This window comes from Burkholderia sp. Bp9016 (assembly GCF_003857765.1).
In the GTDB taxonomy this organism is placed as follows: Bacteria; Pseudomonadota; Gammaproteobacteria; order Burkholderiales; family Burkholderiaceae; genus Burkholderia.
Genome location: NZ_QTPY01000024.1, coordinates 61,623 through 82,779, shown reverse-complemented (window position 1 = coordinate 82,779; position 21,157 = coordinate 61,623). Strand labels below are relative to the sequence as shown.

The following is a 21,157-nucleotide window of genomic DNA, read 5'->3' as shown; positions in this document are numbered from 1 at the left end:
GCGAGCGCACGCCAACGGGTCTACCATAGGCGCTCGTCGCCGTTCGGGCGCGCCGGCGCGGCATGCGGCTTGCGCACGCCCCCTTCCCACGTTGAACCCGCGCAGGAGGACGTCATGACGCAACACTTCGACGCGATCGTCATCGGCACCGGGCAGGCCGGGCCGCCGCTCGCCGCGCGGCTCGCCGGCGCCGGCATGAAAGTCGCGATCGTCGAGCGCGGCCGCTTCGGCGGCACCTGCGTCAACACCGGCTGCATCCCGACCAAGACGCTGATCGCGAGCGCTTACGCCGCGCAGCTCGCCCGGCGCGCCGAAGAATACGGCGTGTCGGCCGGCCCCGTGAGCGTCGACATGAAAGCCGTGAAGGCGCGCAAGGACCGGATTTCCGGCCGCTCGAACCACGGCGTCGAGCAATGGGTACGCGGGCTCGACAACACGACCGTATTTCAGGGCCATGCCCGCTTCGAGCGCGCCGACGCGGTGCGCGTGGGCGACGCGCTGCTCGAGGCGAACCGCATCTTCGTCAACGTCGGCGGGCGCGCGCAGATTCCGCAGATGCCGGGGCTCGACTCGGTGCCGTACCTGACCAACTCGACGATGATGGACGTCGACTTCCTGCCCGAGCATCTCGTGATCATCGGCGGCAGCTACGTCGGGCTCGAATTCGGCCAGATGTATCGCCGCTTCGGCTCGCAGGTCACGATCGTCGAGAAGGGCGCGCGGCTGATCCATCGCGAGGACGAGGACGTATCGCAAGCGGTGCGCGAGATTCTCGCGAACGAAGGCATCGACGTGCAGCTCGACGCGAACTGCCTGAACGCGCGGCGTGACGGCGACGGCATCGTGGTCGGTCTCGACTGCACGGGCGGCGGCCGCGAAGTCGCGGGCTCGCATCTGCTGCTCGCGGTCGGCCGCGTGCCGAACACCGACGATCTCGGGCTCGAGCGGGCCGGTGTCGCGACCGATGCGCGCGGCTACATCACAGTCGACGAACAATTGCGCACCAGCGTGCCCGGCATCTGGGCGCTCGGCGACTGCAACGGGCGCGGCGCGTTCACGCACACCGCGTACAACGACTACGAGATCGTCGCGGCCAACCTGCTCGACGGCGATCCGCGCAAGGTATCCGATCGCATCGCCGCGTACGCGATGTACATCGATCCGCCGCTCGCCCGCATCGGCATGACACTTGCGGAAGCGAGGCAGACCGGCCGTCGGCTGCTGGCCGGCACGCGCCCGATGACGCGCGTGGGCCGTGCCGTCGAAAAAGGCGAGAGCCAGGGCTTCATGAAGGTGATCGTCGACGCGGACAGTCACGCGATTCTCGGCGCGGCGATCCTCGGCGTGACGGGCGACGAAGTCATCCACGGGATGCTCGACGTGACGGCCGCGGGCGCGCCGTATACGACGATCAGCCGCGCGATGCACATCCACCCGACCGTGTCGGAGCTCGTGCCGACGTTGCTGCAGGATCTGCATCCGGTCGGGTGACGACAGCGACAGGCGGCTCGCGCGCGCCCCGTCAGCCTTCGAAATACCGCGGCCGGTCGATGTCGGCGACCAGGCCCGGCTGCCGCGGTGCCCAGTCGAGCCACGCACGCGTGCGCTCGCTCGTTGCGGGCGCATCCATCCCCGCGAACATCGCGAACCAGCCGAAGTGTTCGCCGGCCTGCTCCGCCGATTTCGCGACCACCGGGACGTCGAGCCTGCGGCCGATCACTGCCGCGATCTCGCGGAACGGCACCCCCGTATCGTCGACCGCGTGATAGCGCGCACCGGCCGCACCGCGTTCGACCGCGAGCCGGTACACGCGCGCCGCATCGAGCCGATGCACGGCCGGCCAGCGGTTGCCGCCGTCGCCGACGTAGACCGATGCGCCCTTTTCCCGCGCGAAAGCAATCAGGCGCGGCACGAAGCCGTGATCGCCGTCGCCATGCACGGACGGCGGCAGCCGCACGACCGACGCATGCACGCCGCGCGCGTGCAGCGCGACCGCCGTCGCCTCCGACGCCCGCGGATAGACCGCCGACACCGGCACGTGCGGATCGTCCTCGGTCGCCGCGCGGCCGGGCGCGACGAGCGCGAGACCCGACGTCACGATCAACGGACGCGCCGAGCCCGCGAGCACGTCGCCGATCGTTTCGATCGCGCGGCGGTCGAGTTCGCAGTTTTCCGCGAAGCGCGAGAAGTCGTGATTGAATCCCGTGTGGATGACCGCGTCGGCGGCTTGCGCACCGCGCGTCAGGCTGTCGTGATCTTCCAGCGATCCGCGCTGGACTTCGGCGCCCGCGGCCGCGACCGACGCGGCGGCCGCGTCGGAACGCGCGAGGCCGAGCACCGAATGCCCGGCCGCCAGCAACTCGGCGACGACCGCGGAACCGACGAACCCCGATGCCCCCGTAACAAAGACACGCATGTTCAGCACCTCCGGATGAAATGGAGGGCTTACTATCTGTCGACCGCCGCGCGCAGTGAAGACGTGACGGTTTACCGGTAAACGAACCAACAGGCTATGGCAGACGCACCCGACAACCTGCTCGGCGCGTACCTTCGGGACCGCCGCGAGAAACTCGACCCGGCGGCGCTCGGGCTGCCGGCCGCGCGCCGCCGCACGCCGGGCCTGCGGCGCGAGGAAGTCGCGCAGCGCGCGCACGTGAGCGCCGCGTGGTACACGTGGCTCGAACAGGGGCGCGGCGGCGCGCCGTCCGCCGACGTGCTCGACCGGCTCGCCCGCGCGCTGCTGCTCAACGACGCGGAGCGCGAGCATCTGTTCCTGATCGGCCTCGGCCATCCGCCCGAGGTGCGCTATCACGCGAGCAGCAGCGTGACGCCGCGCCTGCAGCACGTGCTCGATTCGCTCGACGCGAGCCCCGCGATCATGCGTACCGCGACGTGGGACGTCGTCGCATGGAACGACGCGGCAGCCGCGACGCTGACCGACTACGCGACGCTGCCGCCGCCCGCGCGCAACATCCTGCGGCTGATCTTCGTCGACGCCGGCGTGCGCGACGCGCAGCCGAACTGGGAGCGCGTCGCGCGGTTCGCGGTGGGCGCGTTTCGCGCCGACATCGCACGCGGCGGCGCGACGCGGACCGTGCAGGCGTTCGTCGACGAGATGCGCGCGACGAGCGCCGAATTCGACGCGATGTGGCGCGACCACGACATCCGTTCGCACGACGAAGGCACGAAGGAAATCCGTCATCCGCAGGCCGGCCGGATCGCGCTCGAATACTCCGCATTCTCGGTGACCGGCCGCCCGGACCTGAGCCTCGTGATCTTCACGCCCGCGTCGGCGGCCGATCGTGCGCGGATCCAGACGCTCGTCGCGGCGCGGAAGCAGGCCCCTGCCGCATAGCGCCGCGCGAAACCGCACGCCCCGCGGGCCGCTTCCATCCGGCCCCGTAACACCGCGCCAATCCATCGCATTCCGCACTGATACCCAGTCGAATATTTAATTTTCCCCTGGCGGGGCGCGCCTTTACCCTTTCGGCATCGCATCACAGGGCCTGCGGCCCACCCTGGAGCATTCCGTTGACCGACCCTGGCACCGCCCAAGCCGTTCCCCGCCCGCACGCAGCTTCCGCGTCCTATGGCGCGCTCGCGCTGCTGGTGCTGGCCGGCCTCAACCTGCGTCCGTTCCTGACCGCGTTCGGCCCCGTGCTCGACCTCGTGCGCGCCGACACGGGCCTCGGCTTTCGCGCGGCCGCGCTGCTGACCACGCTGCCGTTCGTGCTGATGGGCGTCGTGGCCGGCATCGGCGTCGGGCTGGCGCGCCGCATCGGCGAACAGCGCGCGCTGACCGGCGCGCTGGCGCTGATCGCCGCCGGTTGCACCGCCCGCCTGTGGACGGGCAGCAGCACCGGGCTGATCGTCACGGCGATCGCCGCCGGCGCGGGCGTCGCGGTGGTCCAGTCGCTCGCGCCGGGCCTCGCGAAACGCTGGTTCGTCGACCGGCTGCCGCTCGCGATGGGCCTCTATTCGGCCGCGCTGGTCGGCGGCGGCGCATTCGGCGCGGTCGCGAGCCCTTGGCTCGCCGCGCACGGCGGCTGGCATCTGTCGCTCGCCGTGTGGGCCGTGCCCGCCCTCGTCACGCTCGCGCTGTGGCGCGCGAAGGCGCCGCACGACACCGCGCATGCGGCAGCGGTATCGGCGCCCGTCGCCGCGTTCGCGCGGATTCCGCGCGCATGGCAGCTCGCGCTGTTCTTCGGCCTCAGCAACAGCGGTTACGCAAGCCTGGTCGCGTGGCTGCCCGCGTTCTATCGCAACGTCGGCATGAGCCCGCAGGCGAGCGGCAACCTGCTCGCGTGGATGGCGCTGTTCCAGGCGGCCGGCGCGCTCGCGATGCCGATGCTCGCGAAACGGGCGCACGATCGCCGCCCGGTGCTGTGGCTCACGCTCGCGCTGCAGACGGCCGGCTTCGTCGGCTTCGCGACGATGCCTGCACTCGCGCCGTGGGCGTGGGTCGCGAGCGCCGGCCTCGGGCTCGGCGGCTTCTTCTCGATGAGCCTGATCGTCACGCTCGACCACCTGCCGGATGCGCGGCTCGCTGGTGCGCTCGCCGCGTTCGTGCAGGGCATCGGCTTCCTGACCGTCGCGTCGAGCCCCTGGCTGATCGGCTGGCTGCGCGACGCGGGCGGCGGCTTCGCGGTCGCGTGGTGGATGCACATCGGCGTGATCGCCTCGATGGCCGCGTTGAACGCGACGTTCTCCCCTGCCGGCTACCGGCGCAGCATGGCGCGCATCACCGGCGCCTCGCACTGAACCGGATTCCCTGACCCGGACGGACGCCGGCATCGTCCGGCGACCGGCCACCGCCCGCTGCACGGCCGGGCGCGGGCGGTCACGCCAATCGGCCGCAGTATCGCTTCACCTCAAACAAAACCAGCCGGTAAATGGAGACAACCATGAAAAAGCTCGTCATGGCCGTCGCGCTCGCGCTGACGGCAGGCGCCGCAGCCGCGAAGGACCCTGCCGTCCTGCGCCTCGGCGTCGATCCCAGCTATGCGCCGTTCGAATCGCTCGCGCCCGACGGCAAGCTCGTCGGCTTCGACATCGACCTGGGCAACGCGATCTGCGAACGCATGAAGGTGCGCTGCGTGTGGGTCGAGAATGCGTTCGACGGGATGATCCCCGCGCTGAAGGCGCGCAAGTTCGACGGCGTGCTGTCGTCGATGAGCGTGACGGAGAAGCGCCTCGCGCAGATCGCGTTCACGGACAAGATCAACAACGTGCCGCCGCGGCTCGTCGCGCGGCGCGGCTCGAACCTGCAGCCGACGCCCGCGTCGCTGGCCGGCAAGAGCGTCGGCGTCGAGCAGGGTACGACGCAGGAAACCTATGCGCGCACGTACTGGGAACCGAAGGGCGTGATCGTGCGCACGTACCAGACGCAGGATCTCGTCTACCAGGACCTGCTGTCGGGGCGGCTCGACGCATCGCTGCAATCGTCGGTACAGGCGGACCTCGGTTTCCTGAAGACGCCGAAGGGCGCGAACTTCGCGTTCGCGGGGCCTGCGCTGCACGATCCGAAGACGCTGGGCGTCGGCTCGGCGATCGGCATGCGCAAGGACGACGATGCGCTGCGCATGCAAATCAACCAGGCGCTCGCGAGCCTGATTCAGGACGGTACGTATCAGCGGATCGCGAAGAAGTATTTCTCGTTCGATATTTACAACTGACGAACGCGAGCGGAAGACGCCGAGCGGCGTCGTGCGCGCACGCACGACGCCGCTTCTTCGTTCGTCGTTTCAGGTAGTCGAGCCGTCGAGGCCGTGCGGCCGTGCATTACGCCGCCGTCGCCAGCAAATTCGTTGCAAACGACTTCGCATGCGCGACGGCCTCTTGTGCATCGGGGAAGACGCCAAGCTCGTCCCAGTGCTCTTCGGCCGCGTAGGTTCCCTTCACCGCGAGCGCGCGCTGCACGCGCAGCTGCGCCGCATATCTGCCGTCGTCCAGCGGTCGGGCCACCGCGATGATCCGGTGCGGCAGACTGGTGCCCTCGGGCTGGACCAGCTCGACAGGGCCGCCGACTGCGCCGATATCCTTCAACGCGTTCCTCGTCTTGCAGTCCGGGCAGTAGAAGCACCAGCCCGGGTCCTCCTGGCGGGACCTGACCTGCCCTCGAGCCAGCACGGCACGGCATTCAACGTTTTCGCAGATGAACGGCATGGCAGTCTCCGAAGTTGTTTGACGGAAATCCTAGCATGTCCGTCGGCGCTCAACCATCCGCATTGGCCGTGCCGGTGCGTCGGCCCGGCATGCCGGTCGGCGCATCGTCGCAGCTTGCGATCGCCTTGCGCCACGCGGCGCGTTCGACCGGACACGGGCGCTCAGACGTCGTAGCCGGCATTGCGCATCAACTGGCGCGACACGTCGCCGCGCGCGCCCTCGGCATCGTATTGCGCGCGCAGCCTCGCGTCCGCCTTGCGGGACACGCCGCGGGACATGGCCACAACGATCCCGAAAAAGGCGGCGACAAAGAAAACGATCAGCATCATGTTGCTCCTGACTGGCCGGACCGGAGAGGGCCACGACGTTGGCGGCGGCCTGCCTCGGCAAGCCACGCCGGTGGCGCCTGATGCCGCGCTGCGCGCTATCCGGTCCCGGAGGACAATACCCTCGCGCACATCCGTCAGAGGGGGTTCGCCATGATCAAGTTCCAGCCCGACGGGTGGCATACCGTTACGCCGCGTATCGTCGTAAGCGATCCGAAAAATCTCGTCGACTTCATCAAAGCGGTGTTTCCGGCGCAGGGCGAATGCCGCGCGGGACTGCCGGCCGAAATCAGGATCGGCGATTCGGTCGTGATGGTCAGCGGCGGCGACGGGCTCCGCGATCCGATGGCGGCGTTTCTGTACGTCTATGTCGAGGACGTCGATGCGACCTATCGGCGTGCCGTCGCGGCCAGCGCCGTGTCGCTCGAAGCGCCGGCCGACATGCCGTACGGCGACCGGCGAGCGATGGTGAAGGATGCGTGGGGGAACATCTGGCAGATTGCGACGCACCGGCGCGATCTGTCGGTCGACGAGATACGTGCGCGGCTGGCCGACGGCGGGTAGTCGATGATCCGGCAAGCTGCGGACAGCTTTCAACCTCCACGTCGCCACCGGGTTTCATCAATCCGGCTGAATGCTTTTAGTCAGCGTCTCGATGGTCAGGCCGGCGTCGCGTGGAATACCGACGCCTGCGTTTATCGGGTACCCCGTCACGTGCCCCGTTCGCACATAGCCTCGTCGCAGGTAGAAATCGATCAGTTCACGGCGCGCCGACAACACTGTCATGACCGCCTTCGCGAGATGCCAGCGGCGACTCGCGAATTGCTCGGCCTCGTTCAACAACCCCTTGCCGAGCCCGCGATCCTGCGCGGAGGGCGATACGGCCAGCGTGCCGATATACGCGGTGTCGTCGTTCGCGCGCACTTCTATGCATCCGGCCAGCGCGCCGCGCGTCGCCGCGACGATCAATACCGAATCCTGCGCCTGCAACGTTTCGAGAAGTTGCACCGGCCCGATGCGCGCGCCATCGACGAGCGCCGCTTCGTGCGTCCATCCGGCCGCGCCGGCAGCGGGACGGTAGGCCGCGTTGATCAGTTCGACCAGCGCATCGACGTCGTGTTGCGTCGCGAGCCGGTAGTTGACGGCATCGGTCGAACCTGTTGTCTTGCTCATTGCAACCGCTCCGTTCCTGTTGTCGGTTTTCATCGTGAAGATCCGGCAGCGTGCTCATGCTCGAGCCACGCTGTCGAGCACTGTCGGCAATCCGTCGGCGCGTGTCAACCGCGCGGCCGCCGATCCGGCGACGGTCAGCCCGGTGTCCGGCATCGATCCATCGCGGATGGCGATGAATCCCGCGGTCGGCTGTTTCTCCGAACTGCGCGCGAAGGCGGCCGTGCTGTTCCCCGCATACCGGCACGCGATCGACGCGCTGGAATCTTGAGGAAATGGGAAACCAAACCACCGTCGCCGAGACGACGACAAACACCATTGCGGAATCGCAGACGTTCGCGGATGTTGACCTGCGACCGATCTGCGCGAACATGGCCGACTCGGAATTTCAGGCTGCTGGGGAGGGGCCGCTTATCCAAATCGCGAACGGCGCTACGGGCCGGAAATCAAAAGCCCGCCGCCAGACCGGGCTTCGTTCATACTGCCGTCGCGAACTTCACGGCGTTCGCGGCAAACTCGTCACCGCGGTCGAGCGCGTCAATACGATCATGAACGAAACCAGCATCGCATTCGACAAGCAATCGTCGGGCATCAAGCCTGCCGATACCTCACCGCGCGGCCGGTCGCTCAGTAGCGACTGCGCCCCCACAGCGTCTTCGGCTCGTCGAGCAGATGACGCAACCCGCTGCGCTCGATCATCAGATCGGCCACTTCGCTCACGCGCTCGAGAATCTCCCCTTCGTCGACCGACAACACGCGTCGATCCTCCATCAGCACCCGGCCGCCGACCATCGTCATGCACACGTCGGCGGCGTTCGCAAAACACGTCACGCGATACACGGGCATGTTCATCGGCATCATGTGCGGGCGGAACAGGTCGACGAGAATGACGTCCGCGAGCTTGCCGACTTCGAGCGAGCCGATCTCGCGATCGAGCGACAGCGCCTTCGCCGCGTCGATCGTCACCATCTCCAGCACCTTGCCGTGCGGCAGCACGTCCGGATCGCGGAAGTGACGGCGGTGGTAATGCATGCACTGCCACATGTGACGGAACATGTCGTAGCCGCGATCGGGTGCCGCGCCGTCCGACGCGATCGCCACCGTCACGCCCGCATCGATCAGCTCGGGCACCGGGCAGCGCCCGATGATCGACATGATCGCGCTCGGGTTGTGGATGATCGCGGTGCCGGTTTCGACGCACGCGGCGATGTCGTCGTCGGTCAGGTCGATGCTGTGCGACATGAACGACGTCGGGCCGAGCAACCCCAGCTCGCGATGCGCGAACGCGAGCGTGCCGGCGCGGTGGCCATCCTGCGTGAAGGTCAGGCCGCGCTCGCGCGCCAGCGCGCCGTAGCGGGCCGCCTGGTCGCGGAAATCGCGTTCGTATTGCGCAAGCTCCGGGTCGTGCTCGGACGCGTACACGGGCAGCGTCAGCGCGATCCGGATCCGGCCGTCCGCATCGCCGTGGCACGCGTCGACGATGTCTTCGCATACGCCGTACATCGTGTCGAAATCGATGTCGCGCGTGTCGCTGCCGTCCGGCGCATGGCGCGTGTACGCACGCGGTGCGGGCGGCCGCGACGGGCCGACCGCGACGATCGAACGCGTGCCGGTGCGCACCACCGCATCGCAATGGCGTCGCGCGTAGACGGGATCGTCGACGCGCATGATCGAATTGCCGCCGCCGAGCAGCGACACGCCTGTCGTCACGCCGGCCTTCAGCCGTTCGAGCGCCGCGAGATGCGATTCGGTTTCCCAGAACGCTTCGTCCGATGCGCGCGTATAGATCGTTTCGGCCGCGGCCGACCAGGCATCGCCGTCCGCGCCGCCGATCGTGCGCAGCATCGCGTGGCCCGCGTGCGCGTGGGAATCGATCAGGCCCGGCAGCACGGCCTTGCGGCGTGCATCGATCGTGCGCGCGGCACGGTAGCGTGCCTGCAATTCGGCGGTGTCGCCGACGGCGACGATGCGATCGCCGTTGACGGCCACCGCGCCGTTCTCGATCACGCGCCGCTGCGGGTCCATCGTGATCACGCAGCCGTGTGCGATCAGGGTGTCGATTGCTTCGCGTTTGTCCTCGGTAGTCATCGCTGGATGTCCTGTCCTGATTCGAAATGATGCGGGTGCCGCCGCATGGAAAAACCGCCGTGCGGCAGCCCGGCGGCCTGGCGACTGCACGCCGCACGGGTTGTTACGCAGAGCGGGCCGGCGCGGCGATCCGCGCCTTCAGCTTGCGCTGCGCCGCGCTGATCGCGATGAATACCACCGCGTTCACGGCGAGCGCGACGAGCCCGGGGTTGATCGACGTGATCGTGCTCGATGCGCCCGGGAACAGCGACGCGAGCGTCACGCCATAGTAGTTGGTCATCGCGATCACGATCGCGCCGGCGACGATCCCCGCGAACGCGCCTTCGCGCGTGCCGAACGGCCGCTTCAGGAAGCTCGACGCGAGCATCGGCACGAGCTGCGTCAGCAGGCTCGACGAGAAGATCGCGAGCGTGACGAAAGTCGCTCCGCCGCGCAGCACGAAGTACACGACCACCAGCGTGAAGATCGGCAGTGCGATCCGCGCGACGCGCGTCACCTCGCGGTCGGTCGCATGCGGCGCGAAGCCTTCGCGGTAGATGTTGCGTGCGATCGTCGTCGATGCGTTCAGCATGATCAGCGAGCCCGGCACCAGCGCGGTCAGCAGGCCCGTTCCGCCGACGATGCCGACGAACCAGGCGGGGAACGTCTGCTTCACGAGACGCAGCAGCGCGAGATCGGTCTGCGCGCCTTCGAGCCCGTGCACCGTCATCACGGCCGCGAAGCCGACGAGGAACAGGAACACGATCAGCACCTGGTACAGCGGCATCAGGATCACGTTGCGGCGCAGCGCGCGTTCGTCCTTCGCGACGTAGATCGCGGTGAAGCCGTGCGGATACAGGTAGTAGCCGAGCGACGTGAGCAGGATCGTCGAGTTGTACCAGCTCAGGTTGAAGCCGTGCTCCGGCATGCGCAGCAGCTCCGGATGCGCGGCGTCGATCTTCGCGAACATCTCGCCGAGGCCGCCGTAGTAATGCATCGGCAGGTACAGGCCGAGAAAGATCGCGATCGCGAGGATCAGCACGTCCTTGAAAATCGCGATGCTCGCCGAGCCGTGGATGCCCGACACGACCATGTAGACCGCCATCAGCGTCGCCGCGATCCAGATCGCGGCCGCTTGCGGAATCAGCCCGTACGACATCTCCGACACGATCACGCCGAGGCCGCGCAGCTGGATCATTAGCAGCGACACCATCGCGAACACCGCGACGATCGACACCAGCACGCCGATCGCGCGGCTGTCGTACTTCGCCGCGAAGTAGTCGGCGAACGACACGAGCCCGCGCGCCTTCGCGTAGCGCCAGATCGCCGGCAGCATCCAGTAGCCGATCACGAACGCGAGGCAGCCGTACGACAGGATGTAGAACGCGGGCACGCCCTTGCTGTAAGTCCAGCCGCTCGCGCCGAGGAACGAGAACGTCGAGAACGCCTCACCGGCCATCAGCAGGAACGTGAGCAGCGAGCCGAAGCCGCGTCCGCCGACCGCCCATTGCTCGAGCGTGAGCTTGCGGCCGCGCCGCGCCATCACGCCGATCGCGAGCGCGAACACGGCGAACGCCGCGATGATGACGATCGATGCGTTCATTGCGCGTCTCCCGTGCGGCCGTCACGCGCCGTGTCGCGCTCGTCGAGGTGGAACAGGATCGCGAGGATCGCGGCGGTCGCCGCCATCCAGGCCAGGTTCCAGACGAGCAGGAACGGCAGCCCGAACAGCAGCGGCCGCACCTCGGCAATCGAGCCGCCCGCATACATCCCGGCGAACGGCAACGCCGCCAGCAACAGTTTGAGTTTCATGTGTGTCTCCTCCGGAAGACGCGCGAACGCGTCGGAACATCAGAACTTCTGGCGAATGCCGACCACCACCGCCACTTGCGACGTCGTCGACGACGGGCTGTCGGTGCCGTCGATCCACGCGCTGCCGACACCCGACGACGCCTTCTGGTAGAAGCCGTTCACGTACACGTCGGTGCGCTTGGACAGCAGGTATTGCACGCCGGCCGACACCTGCTGATAGTGGCCGCCGTCGTCGCCGCGCGCGACCTGCGTGTACGTGTAGCCGGCCGCGGCCATCAGCGCGGGCGTGATCATGTAGCGCAGGCTGCCTTCATAGTTGTTGAAGCGCAGCGCGCCACCCGTCGCCTGGCCGAAGTTCGAGCCCGTGTACAGCAGCCCGAGCGTCGCCGGCCCGATCGCGTAGCTGCCGCCCGCGCCCCAGATCTGCTGGCGCACCGCGCTCGACAGGCCGGCGCCGAACACCGACGCCGAGGCGGGAAAGTAGTTGTCCGATGCAACGGCACCCGCAGCGCTCGCCGCCGGGTGATTCATCCGCGCATACGCGGCGCCCGCATTCAGCGGCCCGTTCGCATACGTCACGCCCGCGCTCCAGCTGTTGTCGTTCGCGAAGCCCGTCGAGTTCGAGAACCCGTACATCAGGTTCGCCTGCAGGCCGGCGATCGTCGGCGACACGTACTTGACCGCGTTGTTGGTGCGGAACGTGTTGTTGATGTCGTCGTTGTCGAACGGGTGCGTCGAGTACTGCGCGAGGAAGCTGCTCATCTGCAGCGAGCCGAGGATGTCCTGCGTCGAGTTGTACTGGCGGCCGAGCGTCACCGCGCCCCAGTTCGCGCCGCTAAGGCCGACCCAGGCGGAACGGCCGAACATCCGGCCGCCCTGGCCGAGCGCGCCGTTCGCGACGTTGAAGCCGTTCTCGAGCCGGAAGTTCGCCTGCAGGCCGCCGCCGAGATCCTCGGTACCGAGCAGGCCCCAGCGCGGGCCCGATTCGTTGCCGCCCGTGAACTGCCACAGCGCGTGGCCTTGCGCGTTGTTCGTGTAGGTCACGCCCGCGTCGACGATCCCGTACAGCGTCACCGACGACTGCGCATGCGCGGCGCCTGCCAACAGCATCGCGATGGCCGCGCTCATGCACGCGACGCCCGTGTCCCTGCCCATCATTCGCACCATCTCCGTCACCTCCTCTCCAAACCTGTCTGTCGATGTTGTGTTGTGTTTTGTGGATCCTGTTCATACGCGCCGGTCAGCTTGTATAGACAGTCGCTGGATGTTATCCAGCCACAACCGCATCAAGAAATGAAATGTTCAACTGGTCGACAGTTGAAAATCGAATGGGAGATTCGTGACGGAGGGACGAGTGCGGCAAGTGCGCACCGCAAGAAAAACGAAAGGTGGCAGGCCGGCTGGACGGGGCGCGTTTGCTTCGACGTGAATGGCGCGCGTAAGCAAGCTGACGAACTGGCAATGCGCGGCGATGCGCGCGACGGCTATGCGGTTTTCCCGGATAGACCGTGCATCGGGCGCCGCAGCGCGGCGTCGAACGGATTCGTGCGCGGGCCGATCGCATCGGCCTGCCGCCTGAGCAGTTCGACGACCATCGGCATCCGGTCGTCGCCGAGGCGCGACGCCAGCGTGCCGACGCTCAACGCGCCGACCGGATAGCCGGTGCGATCGAGGATCGGCACCGCGACGCCCGCCATTCCGTCGAGCACGCCGCTGTTGCGGCCCGCGTAGCCGAGTTGCCGCACGCGTTCGATCTCGGTGCGCAGGTACACCTCGTCGAGCACGCCGTAGCCGCGAATGCGCGGCACGTTGAAGCGGATCACTTCCTCGCGCTCGGCTTCCGGCAGGAACGCGAGGATCGCGAGGCTGCCCTGCCCGACCCCCAGCGCAATGCGCCCGCCGATGTCGCCGGTAAACGACCTGATCGGGAACGGCCCTTCGCACAGGTCGAGGCACACGGCGTCGAAGCCGCTTTTGACGAGCAGGAAGATCGTCTCGCCAAGGCTCGCGCACAGCCGCAGCAGCGCGGGGCGGCACAGCGTGCGCATGCTGCTCGGATTGCCCGCCAGCGCGGCCAGCGCGAAGAAGTCGACGCTCAGCCGGTACAGCTTCGACTGCTCGTCCTGCTCGACCATCCCTTCCGCGATCAGCGACTGCAGGATCCGGTGCGCGGTGCCCTGCGTGAGGCCGACGGCCTTCGCGAGATGCGTGACCCGCACGCCGTCCTGCTGCATGCCGGCCAGCGCGCGCAGGATCGCGAACGCCCGCTGCAGCATGCCGGCGCCCGGCGCACCGGCGGTCTCGGCCGCGTCCTCGTCCGGGTGCGGCGCGTGCGCGGCCGGCGACGTTCCGCGCGAACGGGATTCTTGCATGCTGGCGCTCCTCGCTGATTTCATTGAACGGAATATGGTAGTCGCCATTGTCCTCGCGTCGGCGCCTGCCGGGCATCCGGGTGTCCACGGGATTGACGGGCGCAATTCGCAACCTCGGTGGCCCTCATCCAACGGAACGATTTCCACGCGTCCCGACAATAAATTCCATTCATCGGAATTTTCTGAAAATTCATCCCGATGATCAGAATTCGAAATTGACGCTCCGAAATATGGCTGGCTAGAGTCCGCACCAATGACACACCGGCGATCCGGTGTGCGAACCCGGAGTTCCCCATGTCGTTTCTCACGCTTACGGATCTGACGAAATCGTTCGGCGGGCTCACCGCCGTCGCCGACGTCAACCTGTCGGTCGAACAAGGCGAATTCGTCTCGCTGCTCGGTCCGTCGGGCTGCGGCAAAACCACGACGCTGCAGATGATCGCCGGCTTCGTCGAGGTCACGCGCGGCCGCATCGCGCTCGACGGGCAGGACATCACGCACATGAAGCCGAACCGCCGAGGGCTCGGGATCGTGTTCCAGAGCTATGCGCTGTTTCCGCACATGAGCGTCGCCGAGAACGTCGGCTTCGGCCTGGACATGCGCGGCGTCGACAAGGCGGAACGCGCGGAACGCATCCGCGCGGCGCTGTCGCTCGTGCGCCTCGATGCGCTCGCGCACCGCTTTCCGCGCGAGCTGTCCGGCGGCCAGCGGCAGCGCGTCGCCATTGCGCGCGCCGTCGTGATCGAGCCGCCGGTGTTGCTGCTCGACGAGCCGATGTCGAATCTCGATGCGAAGCTGCGCGAGGAGATGCAGTTCGAACTGCGCGCGATCCAGCGCAAGATCGGCACGACGACAATCATGGTCACGCACGATCAATCGGAGGCGCTGTCGATCAGCGACCGCGTGGTCGTGATGGAAGCCGGCCGCATCACGCAGACCGACACGCCGTACCGCGCGTACGAACGCCCCGGGAACCGCTTCGTGTCGCAGTTCATCGGCAAGGCGAACCTGCTGCCCGGCACGATCGTCGCGCACGACGGCGACACGATCCGCATCGACCTCGGCCATGATCTCGCCGAGACGGGACGCGCCGCGCACCTGCCGGCGCACGAGCGCGACATGCGCGTCGGCGACGCCGTGTCGGTGTGCATCCGCCCCGAGAAGCTGCGGCTGTGCGCCCCCGGCGCCGGCCGCTTCGCCGCGACGGTCTCGAGCCGCTTCTTCCTCGGCAGCCAGTGGCTGTATCGCGTCGACAGCCCGCTCGGCGAAGTGCTCGTGTGCTGCCAGAACGAAGGCGCGGAGCCGCTCGATGAAGGCATGCCGGTCGGCGTCGACTGGCACAGCGACGCAGTGCGCGTGATGCGCCGGGAGGCCTGAATGCGACCGCCTCCCAGCCCGCTTCCGACCGACGGCGCACCGGGCAGCCTGGCGCAGCCGGCCGCGGCCGATGCCGCACCGGCGCGCGCCGCGGGCCGCCGCGCGCCGAACGCGACGTGGCGCGCACATGCGCCGCTGTGGCTGATGTGCGCGCCCGCCTTCGCACTGTTCGCCGCGCTCGTGCTCGTGCCGCTCGCGATGACCTTCGCGCTCACGTTCTATCGCTTCGACCCGGCCACCGGCCCGATCGCCGCGCTCCAGTTCGGCAACTACGCGGAAGTGCTCGGCTCGTCGTACTTCCACACGATCTTCGCACGCACGTTCGGCATCGCCGCGCTGACCACCGCGATCTGCGTCGCGATCGGCACGCCCGAAGCGTACGTGCTGTCGAAAATGCGCGACCCGTGGCGCTCGCTGTTCCTGCTCGCGATTCTCGCGCCGCTGCTCGTGTCGGTCGTCGTCCGCGCGTTCGGCTGGAGCATGCTGCTGAACACGGGCGGACTCGTGAACCAGGCGCTTGGGCTCGTCGGCCTCGGCCCGTACAAGCTCGAATACACGACTTTCGCGATCGTGATCGCACTCGTGCACGTGATGCTGCCGTTCATGGTGATCCCCGTATGGACGGCGCTGCAGCGGCTCGATCCGCAAACGGAGCACGCGGCCCTGTCGCTCGGCGCATCGCCGTTCACGACGCTGCGCCGCATCGTGGTGCCGCAGCTGATGCCGGGCGTGCTGTCGGGCAGCCTGATGGTGTTCGGGCTGTCGGCGAGCGCGTTCGCGATTCCCGGCCTGCTCGGCGGACGCCGCCTGAAGGTCGCGGCAACCGCCGTCTACGACGAATTCCTCGGCTCGTTGAACTGGCCGCTCGGCGCGACGATCGCGGTGCTGCTGCTGGTTGCGAACCTGATCGTCATGCTCACCTACTACCGCGTGCTTGAACGCCGCTACGCGCGCAGCCTCGGAGGCGCTTCCCGATGAGAAAGAACGGCCCCTTCGCCCTCGCGTTCCACACGCTCGTGATCCTGTTCGTGCTCGCGCCGCTCGTGATCGTCGTGCTCGTCGCGTTCACGCCCGACGAAACGCTGACGCTGCCGACGCACGGACTGTCGCTGCGCTGGTTCCGCGCGATCCTCGACTATCCCGACTTCGTCACCGCGTTCTTCAACAGCGTGAAGCTCGCGCTCGCGTCGGCGACGCTGTCGCTCGCGATCGCGCTGCCCGCCGGCCTCGCGATCGGCCGTGCGGCGTTTCCCGGCCGTGCGTTCCTGAACGGCCTGCTGCTGTCGCCGCTCGTGATCCCGGGCCTCGTGCTCGGCATCGCACTGCTGCGCTTCTTCGCGCTGATCGGCGCAACCGGCTCGTTCGCGTGGCTGGTGGCCGCGCACATGGTCGTCATCACACCGTTCGTGATGCGGCTCGTGCTCGCGTCGGTCGCCGGCCTCGACCGCAGCGTCGAGCAGGCCGCGTGCTCGCTCGGCGCCGACCCGTGGACGACGTTCCGCCGCATCACGCTGCCGATGATCGTGCCCGGCATCACGGGCGGGTGGCTGCTCGCGTTCATCAACAGCTTCGACGAACTGACGATGTCGATCTTCGTCACGTCGCCGCAGACGGTCACGCTGCCGGTGCGCATGTACATGTACGCGACCGAATCGATCGATCCGATGATGGCGTCGGTATCGGCGCTCGTCATCTTCATCACCGCCGGCGCGATGCTGCTGCTCGATCGCGTGTACGGCCTGAACCGCATCCTGATCGGCCAACATTGACGATGACTTCCGTTTCCCGCCCAACCGATACCGTGGACGACGGCGCGCAATTCGTGCGCGTCGCCGAACGCGAGCGCGCCGCCGTCGCATTCGTGCTCGACGGGCGTCCCGCGCAGGCGCTCGCCGGCGATACCGTGCTCACCGCGATCCTCGTCGCGCAACGCCGCGTGCGCGCCAGCGAATTCAGCGGTCAGCCGCGCGCCGGCTTCTGCCTGATCGGCGCGTGCCAGGACTGCTGGGTGCGCACCGAAGTCGGCGCCCGCGTCCGTGCATGCTCGACGCCGATCGCCGACGGCATGCGCATCCTCACCGGCGCACCGTGCGCCGTCACCGGAGACGCATCATGAGCGGCGCGGCGCAACCGGTGATCGTCGGCGCGGGACCGGCCGGCGTGCGCGCGGCCGAAGCGCTCGTCGACGCGGGGCTGCGCCCCGTCGTGATCGACGAAAACGCACGCTGGGGCGGCCAGATCTACCGGCAGCCCCCCGCCGGCAGCGCGTTCGTGCGCGGCAAGCGCGCGCTGTACGGCTTCGAGGCGGCGAAGGCCGACGCCGTGCATCGGGCGATGGCCGCGCTGCTGCCGCACGTCGACTACCGGCCGAACACGCTCGCGTGGGCATGCGGCGCGGGCCGTGTCGACACGCTGCAGGACGGCCGCGAAACAACCGTCCCGTTCTCGCACCTGATCGTCGCGAGCGGCGCGACCGACCGCATGCTGCCGGTGCCGGGATGGACGCTCGCGGGCGTCTACACGCTCGGCGGCGCGCAAGTCGCATTGAAGGCGCAGGGCTGCGCAATCGGCCGGCGCATCGTATTCGCGGGCACCGGGCCGCTGCTGTATCTCGTCGCGTATCAGTACGCCAAGGCCGGCGCGCAGGTCGCGGCCGTGCTCGACACGAGCCCGCTGCGCCAGCAGGCCGCCGCCGCACCCGCGCTACTGCGCATGCCGTCGACGTTCGCGAAGGGGCTCTACTACATCGGCTGGCTGCGCGCGCACGGCGTCGCGATCGAAACCGGCGTCGTGCTCGAACGCGTACTCGGCGAGCGGCACGTGACGGGGCTCGCGTGGCGGACGGCCGACGGCGATGCGGCCCCGCGCATGATCGAATGCGACGCGCTCGGGCTCGGCTTCGGACTGCGCTCGGAAACGCAGCTGGCAGATCTCGCCGGCTGCCGGTTCAGCTTCGATCCGCTCAACCGCGCATGGTTGCCCGAACGAGACGCGGCCGGCCGCACGTCGGTGCGCGGCGTCTACGTCGCTGGCGACGGTGCCGGCATCGCCGGGGCCGATGCCGCGGAGGCGTCCGGGCGACGCGCGGCGCTCGCCCTGCTCGACGATGCCGGCATCGCGGCGCCCGCGCCGGCCGGCAAACCCGACGCCGCCACGCTGGAACGCACGCTCGCACGGGTCGGCGCGTTCCGCGCGGGCCTCGAGGCGGCGTTCGCGCCGCCGGCCGGGCTTGCCGCGCGCTGCCCGGACGACACGATCGTGTGCCGCTGCGAAGAGATCGACGCCGGCGCGCTGCGGCGTTGCATCCGCGCCGGCGAAGCAACCGAACTCAACCGTCTGAAAGCGCTCACACGCGCCGGCATGGGCCGCTGCCAGGGCCGCATGTGCGGCGACGCGACCGCGCTCGTGCTGGCCGCCGAAACGGGCCGCCCGCTCGCGGACGTGGGCCGGTTGCGCGCGCAACCGCCGGTGAAGCCCTTCCCGATCTCCGCCGCGCTCGCGGGCGACGATGTCGCGGCGATTCCCGACGAGGCGCGCGATGAGTGAGATCCGCCATTACGACGTCGCGATCGCCGGCGGCGGCCTCGTCGGCGCATCGGCCGCGCTGGCGCTGACGCGGCGCGGCCTGCGCGTCGCGTTGTTCGAGCGTCGCGACTGCGGCGCGCAGGCGAGCGGCGTGAATTACGGCGGCGTGCGCTGCCAGGGCCGCCCCGCCGAGCAGTTGCCGCTCGCGCTGCGTGCGCGGCGCATCTGGGACCGCCTGCCCGAGCTGATCGGCATCGACGGCGAATTCGTCGTGTCGGGTCATTTGCGGCTCGCCCGCAGCGATGCCGATCTCGACGCGCTCGATGCATACGCGACGCTCGCCGGCGAGCACGGCCTGCCGTTGCAGGTGATCCGCGGCGACGCGTTCCGCCGCCGCTACCCGTGGCTCGGCCCCGCCGCGCTCGGCGGCTCGCTGTGTGCGAGCGACGGGCACGCGAACCCGCGCATCGTGTCGCCCGCGTTCGCTCGCGCGGCCCGCGCGGCCGGCGCCGAGGTCTTCGAACACACCCCCGTCGACGACGTCCGCCACGACGGCACGCGCTTTCACGTTCAGGCGGGCGCTCGCGCCTGCACCGCGACCTGGCTGATCAACTCGGCCGGCGCATGGGCGAACACGATCGCCGAACGCTTTGGCGAAGCCGTGCCGATGGAGGCGATCTACCCGAACATGTGGGTGACCGAACCGCTGCCGCCATTCATCGTGCACAACCTCGGCGTGTACGGAGGCGGCGTGTACGCGCGGCAGGTCGCGCGCGGCAACTGCGTGATCGGTGGCGGGCGCGGCCGCGGCGACGGCGAGTTCGGCCAGCCGTCGGTCGATACGACGCGTGCGGTGATGCGAGACGCGTGCGCGCTGCTGCCCGCGCTGCGCGACGCGCTGCTGATCCGCACGTGGAGCGGCGTCGAAGGCTGCACGCCGGATCACAACCCGGTCATCGGCGCGAGCCGGACCACGCCGAACCTGCTGCATGCATTCGGTTTTTCCGGCGGCGGCTTCCTGCTCGCGCCGGGCGTCGGCGACGTGCTCGCCGATCTCGTCACGACCGGCGAAACCGCCACCCCGCTCGATGCATTCTCGATCGGCCGCTTTGCGCCGCAAGCTGCGCCGACCGCCCCCTTCCGTCAAGAGGAGACCCAAAGATGAAACTGCTCGGAACGATCGCGGCGGCTGCCGCCCTCTGCATCGCTGGCGCCGGCGCGCCCGCGTTCGCGCAAACGAAGACGATCTACGTCGGCATGAACGGCGGGCCGATGGAAAAGGCCTACACGAGCCAGGTGCTGCCCGACTTCGAGAAGGCGAACGACGTGAAGGTCGTCGTCGTGCCCGGCACGTCGTCGGACGTGCTCGCGAAGCTGCTCGCGAACCGCAACAAGCCGCAGATCCACGTCGCGTTTCTCGACGACGGCGTGATGGCGCGCGCGGTCAGTCTCGGCGTGTGCCAAAAGCTCGACGATTCGCCGGTGCTCAAGGAACTGTACCCGTTCGCGCGGATGAAGGACGACGTCGGGGCGGGCGTGCAGCTCGGAATGACCGGCATCGCGTACAACAAGAAGCTGTTCGCGGAGAAAGGCTGGGCGCCGCCGACGTCGTGGATGGATTTCGCCAATCCGAAATACAAGGGCAAGGTCGTGTTCCAGTCGGCATCGAGCAGCACGTTCGGGCTGCACGGGTTCCTCGCGATCAACCGGCTGCTCGGCGGCAACGAACAGAACGTCGAGCCCGGCTTCAGCAAGTGGGCGAGCACGGTCGGGCCGAACGTCGTCGAGTACATTCCGAACTCGGCGAAGATTTCCGAGATGGTGCAGACCGGCGAGGCCGCCCTGTTTCCGCTGACGCCGACCGGCGTCGGCGACCTGCAGGACAAGGGCATCCCGGTCGCGTATGCGAACCCGAAGGAAGGCCCGGTGCTGCTGCTCGTCGACCTGTGCGTCGTCGCGAACAATCCGGACCCGCAGCTGGCGCAAAAGCTCGCGCAGTTCCTGCTGTCCGCGCCCGCGCAGACGAAGGCCGCCGAGGCCGGCAAGCAGATCCCGACCAACCGCCTCGCGAAGATGCCTGCCGCGATGCAGCAAAGCCTCGGCAACGTCGACGATCTCGTACGCAAGGTGACGGTGGTCGACTGGACCGCGATCAATGCGCACCGCGCGCAGTGGGATACGCGCTGGAACCGGCAGATCGAGCGGTGACGCGGTGCGGCGCGAGCGGGCACGGCCGCGCCGCACCGCGACCATCATCAGCCGGAGTGATGACACCCCCCTTTTTCTGCGGATTTGACCGGGGCCGGCAGGGCCGACAACACTAGCCCGCAGTGCCGCATGGAT

At 68.6% G+C, this 21,157-nt stretch carries 22 protein-coding genes; 13 read left to right on the top strand and 9 right to left on the bottom strand.

Going from position 1 to position 21,157, the window contains the following annotated elements; translation table 11 throughout:
* The first annotated feature begins 114 nt into the window (after window positions 1-114).
* Entirely contained in the window at window positions 115-1,491 is a 1,377-nt protein-coding gene (locus DIE13_RS25815; protein ID WP_124829924.1) for an FAD-containing oxidoreductase, read from the top strand.
* A 31-nt stretch (window positions 1,492-1,522) separates the two neighbouring features.
* Here DIE13_RS25815 and DIE13_RS25810 read toward each other — a convergent pair whose 3' ends face one another.
* A complete protein-coding gene (locus DIE13_RS25810) occupies window positions 1,523-2,416 on the bottom strand; it encodes an SDR family oxidoreductase (protein WP_124829923.1) in 894 nt (297 codons plus the stop codon).
* 96 nt (window positions 2,417-2,512) lie between these two features.
* On the opposite strand from DIE13_RS25810, the gene DIE13_RS25805 reads away from it, so the two are divergent.
* The 3 genes from DIE13_RS25805 to DIE13_RS25795 all read left to right on the top strand — a co-directional run bounded on the left by DIE13_RS25805 (window position 2,513) and on the right by DIE13_RS25795 (window position 5,675).
* Entirely contained in the window at window positions 2,513-3,355 is an 843-nt protein-coding gene (locus DIE13_RS25805; RefSeq protein WP_124829922.1) for a helix-turn-helix transcriptional regulator, read from the top strand.
* 176 nt (window positions 3,356-3,531) lie between these two features.
* On the top strand, window positions 3,532-4,761 hold the full coding sequence (locus tag DIE13_RS25800) for a cyanate transporter (RefSeq protein ID WP_124829921.1): 1,230 nt from the start codon (window positions 3,532-3,534) through the stop codon (window positions 4,759-4,761).
* Window positions 4,762-4,904: 143 nt separating this feature from the next.
* Window positions 4,905-5,675, top strand: a complete 771-nt coding sequence (locus DIE13_RS25795) for an ABC transporter substrate-binding protein (RefSeq protein WP_124829920.1) — start codon at window positions 4,905-4,907, stop codon at window positions 5,673-5,675.
* Between the two features lie 106 nt (window positions 5,676-5,781).
* Here DIE13_RS25795 and DIE13_RS25790 read toward each other — a convergent pair whose 3' ends face one another.
* Both DIE13_RS25790 and DIE13_RS33030 read right to left on the bottom strand, forming a co-directional pair.
* Window positions 5,782-6,165 carry a hypothetical protein gene (locus tag DIE13_RS25790; protein WP_124829919.1) on the bottom strand — a complete coding sequence of 128 codons (384 nt, stop codon included), beginning with the start codon at window positions 6,163-6,165 and terminating at the stop codon, window positions 5,782-5,784.
* 161 nt (window positions 6,166-6,326) lie between these two features.
* Window positions 6,327-6,494: a hypothetical protein gene (locus DIE13_RS33030; protein ID WP_175751999.1), complete on the bottom strand. Its 168-nt coding sequence runs from the start codon at window positions 6,492-6,494 to the stop codon at window positions 6,327-6,329.
* Between the two features lie 150 nt (window positions 6,495-6,644).
* On the opposite strand from DIE13_RS33030, the gene DIE13_RS25785 reads away from it, so the two are divergent.
* On the top strand, window positions 6,645-7,055 hold the full coding sequence (locus DIE13_RS25785) for a VOC family protein (protein ID WP_124829918.1): 411 nt from the start codon (window positions 6,645-6,647) through the stop codon (window positions 7,053-7,055).
* A 57-nt stretch (window positions 7,056-7,112) separates the two neighbouring features.
* On the opposite strand, the gene DIE13_RS25780 is transcribed toward DIE13_RS25785, so the two are convergent.
* Window positions 7,113-7,664, bottom strand: coding sequence for a GNAT family N-acetyltransferase (locus DIE13_RS25780; protein ID WP_175752003.1), 552 nt, complete (start codon window positions 7,662-7,664; stop codon window positions 7,113-7,115).
* Between DIE13_RS25780 and DIE13_RS25775 the strand changes: the two genes are divergently transcribed.
* Complete coding sequence (locus tag DIE13_RS25775; protein ID WP_175752004.1) at window positions 7,657-7,932, top strand: hypothetical protein; 276 nt, start codon at window positions 7,657-7,659, stop codon at window positions 7,930-7,932. The two genes, DIE13_RS25780 and DIE13_RS25775, sit on opposite strands and share 8 nt — an antisense overlap.
* Before the next feature lie 356 nt (window positions 7,933-8,288).
* Here DIE13_RS25775 and DIE13_RS25770 read toward each other — a convergent pair whose 3' ends face one another.
* The 5 genes from DIE13_RS25770 to DIE13_RS25750 form a co-directional block, all read right to left on the bottom strand.
* Window positions 8,289-9,749 (bottom strand): amidohydrolase family protein, encoded by a 1,461-nt coding sequence (locus tag DIE13_RS25770; RefSeq protein WP_124829915.1) that lies wholly within the window; start codon window positions 9,747-9,749, stop codon window positions 8,289-8,291.
* Window positions 9,750-9,852: 103 nt separating this feature from the next.
* Entirely contained in the window at window positions 9,853-11,331 is a 1,479-nt protein-coding gene (locus DIE13_RS25765; RefSeq protein ID WP_124829914.1) for a sodium:solute symporter, read from the bottom strand.
* A complete protein-coding gene (locus tag DIE13_RS25760; RefSeq protein WP_124829913.1) occupies window positions 11,328-11,540 on the bottom strand; it encodes a DUF3311 domain-containing protein in 213 nt (70 codons plus the stop codon). Before DIE13_RS25760 ends, DIE13_RS25765 begins: the two co-directional genes overlap by 4 nt.
* 39 nt (window positions 11,541-11,579) lie before the next feature.
* Window positions 11,580-12,707 carry a porin gene (locus tag DIE13_RS25755; protein WP_124829912.1) on the bottom strand — a complete coding sequence of 376 codons (1,128 nt, stop codon included), beginning with the start codon at window positions 12,705-12,707 and terminating at the stop codon, window positions 11,580-11,582.
* A gap of 317 nt (window positions 12,708-13,024) precedes the next feature.
* Complete coding sequence (locus DIE13_RS25750; RefSeq protein WP_124829911.1) at window positions 13,025-13,912, bottom strand: IclR family transcriptional regulator; 888 nt, start codon at window positions 13,910-13,912, stop codon at window positions 13,025-13,027.
* Window positions 13,913-14,206: 294 nt separating this feature from the next.
* Between DIE13_RS25750 and DIE13_RS25740 the strand changes: the two genes are divergently transcribed.
* The 7 genes from DIE13_RS25740 to DIE13_RS25710 are packed head-to-tail and all read left to right on the top strand — an operon-like array spanning window position 14,207 to window position 21,022.
* Complete coding sequence (locus DIE13_RS25740; RefSeq protein WP_124829909.1) at window positions 14,207-15,289, top strand: ABC transporter ATP-binding protein; 1,083 nt, start codon at window positions 14,207-14,209, stop codon at window positions 15,287-15,289.
* Window positions 15,290-16,267, top strand: a complete 978-nt coding sequence (locus DIE13_RS25735; protein WP_124829908.1) for an ABC transporter permease — start codon at window positions 15,290-15,292, stop codon at window positions 16,265-16,267.
* On the top strand, window positions 16,264-17,058 hold the full coding sequence (locus tag DIE13_RS25730; RefSeq protein ID WP_124829907.1) for an ABC transporter permease: 795 nt from the start codon (window positions 16,264-16,266) through the stop codon (window positions 17,056-17,058). The genes DIE13_RS25735 and DIE13_RS25730 overlap by 4 nt, the downstream gene beginning before the upstream one ends.
* Before the next feature lie 2 nt (window positions 17,059-17,060).
* The gene (locus DIE13_RS25725; protein WP_124829906.1) at window positions 17,061-17,405 is read left to right on the top strand and encodes a (2Fe-2S)-binding protein; all 345 of its coding nucleotides are present in this window, start codon (window positions 17,061-17,063) and stop codon (window positions 17,403-17,405) included.
* Window positions 17,402-18,835, top strand: coding sequence for an NAD(P)/FAD-dependent oxidoreductase (locus tag DIE13_RS25720; RefSeq protein ID WP_124829905.1), 1,434 nt, complete (start codon window positions 17,402-17,404; stop codon window positions 18,833-18,835). The genes DIE13_RS25725 and DIE13_RS25720 overlap by 4 nt, the downstream gene beginning before the upstream one ends.
* Window positions 18,828-19,979, top strand: coding sequence for an FAD-binding oxidoreductase (locus DIE13_RS25715; protein WP_124829904.1), 1,152 nt, complete (start codon window positions 18,828-18,830; stop codon window positions 19,977-19,979). Before DIE13_RS25720 ends, DIE13_RS25715 begins: the two co-directional genes overlap by 8 nt.
* Window positions 19,976-21,022 (top strand): ABC transporter substrate-binding protein, encoded by a 1,047-nt coding sequence (locus tag DIE13_RS25710; RefSeq protein ID WP_124829903.1) that lies wholly within the window; start codon window positions 19,976-19,978, stop codon window positions 21,020-21,022. The genes DIE13_RS25715 and DIE13_RS25710 overlap by 4 nt, the downstream gene beginning before the upstream one ends.
* Window positions 21,023-21,157: the final 135 nt, after the last annotated feature.

What these genes read in the sequence shown, in the direction of transcription:
- DIE13_RS25710 (WP_124829903.1), top strand. Translation starts at nt 19,976, where the DNA reads ATGAAACTGCTCGGAACGATCGCGGCGGCTGCCGCCCTCTGCATCGCT.
- DIE13_RS25740 (WP_124829909.1), top strand. Translation starts at nt 14,207, where the DNA reads ATGTCGTTTCTCACGCTTACGGATCTGACGAAATCGTTCGGCGGGCTC.
- DIE13_RS25790 (WP_124829919.1), bottom strand. Translation starts at nt 6,165, where the DNA reads ATGCCGTTCATCTGCGAAAACGTTGAATGCCGTGCCGTGCTGGCTCGA.
- DIE13_RS25735 (WP_124829908.1), top strand. Translation starts at nt 15,290, where the DNA reads ATGCGACCGCCTCCCAGCCCGCTTCCGACCGACGGCGCACCGGGCAGC.
- DIE13_RS25805 (WP_124829922.1), top strand. Translation starts at nt 2,513, where the DNA reads ATGGCAGACGCACCCGACAACCTGCTCGGCGCGTACCTTCGGGACCGC.
- DIE13_RS25730 (WP_124829907.1), top strand. Translation starts at nt 16,264, where the DNA reads ATGAGAAAGAACGGCCCCTTCGCCCTCGCGTTCCACACGCTCGTGATC.
- DIE13_RS25750 (WP_124829911.1), bottom strand. Translation starts at nt 13,912, where the DNA reads ATGCAAGAATCCCGTTCGCGCGGAACGTCGCCGGCCGCGCACGCGCCG.
- DIE13_RS25755 (WP_124829912.1), bottom strand. Translation starts at nt 12,707, where the DNA reads ATGGTGCGAATGATGGGCAGGGACACGGGCGTCGCGTGCATGAGCGCG.
- DIE13_RS25715 (WP_124829904.1), top strand. Translation starts at nt 18,828, where the DNA reads ATGAGTGAGATCCGCCATTACGACGTCGCGATCGCCGGCGGCGGCCTC.
- DIE13_RS25720 (WP_124829905.1), top strand. Translation starts at nt 17,402, where the DNA reads ATGAGCGGCGCGGCGCAACCGGTGATCGTCGGCGCGGGACCGGCCGGC.
- DIE13_RS25760 (WP_124829913.1), bottom strand. Translation starts at nt 11,540, where the DNA reads ATGAAACTCAAACTGTTGCTGGCGGCGTTGCCGTTCGCCGGGATGTAT.
- DIE13_RS25810 (WP_124829923.1), bottom strand. Translation starts at nt 2,416, where the DNA reads ATGCGTGTCTTTGTTACGGGGGCATCGGGGTTCGTCGGTTCCGCGGTC.
- DIE13_RS25815 (WP_124829924.1), top strand. Translation starts at nt 115, where the DNA reads ATGACGCAACACTTCGACGCGATCGTCATCGGCACCGGGCAGGCCGGG.
- DIE13_RS33030 (WP_175751999.1), bottom strand. Translation starts at nt 6,494, where the DNA reads ATGATGCTGATCGTTTTCTTTGTCGCCGCCTTTTTCGGGATCGTTGTG.
- DIE13_RS25770 (WP_124829915.1), bottom strand. Translation starts at nt 9,749, where the DNA reads ATGACTACCGAGGACAAACGCGAAGCAATCGACACCCTGATCGCACAC.
- DIE13_RS25785 (WP_124829918.1), top strand. Translation starts at nt 6,645, where the DNA reads ATGATCAAGTTCCAGCCCGACGGGTGGCATACCGTTACGCCGCGTATC.
- DIE13_RS25765 (WP_124829914.1), bottom strand. Translation starts at nt 11,331, where the DNA reads ATGAACGCATCGATCGTCATCATCGCGGCGTTCGCCGTGTTCGCGCTC.
- DIE13_RS25795 (WP_124829920.1), top strand. Translation starts at nt 4,905, where the DNA reads ATGAAAAAGCTCGTCATGGCCGTCGCGCTCGCGCTGACGGCAGGCGCC.
- DIE13_RS25725 (WP_124829906.1), top strand. Translation starts at nt 17,061, where the DNA reads ATGACTTCCGTTTCCCGCCCAACCGATACCGTGGACGACGGCGCGCAA.
- DIE13_RS25780 (WP_175752003.1), bottom strand. Translation starts at nt 7,664, where the DNA reads ATGAGCAAGACAACAGGTTCGACCGATGCCGTCAACTACCGGCTCGCG.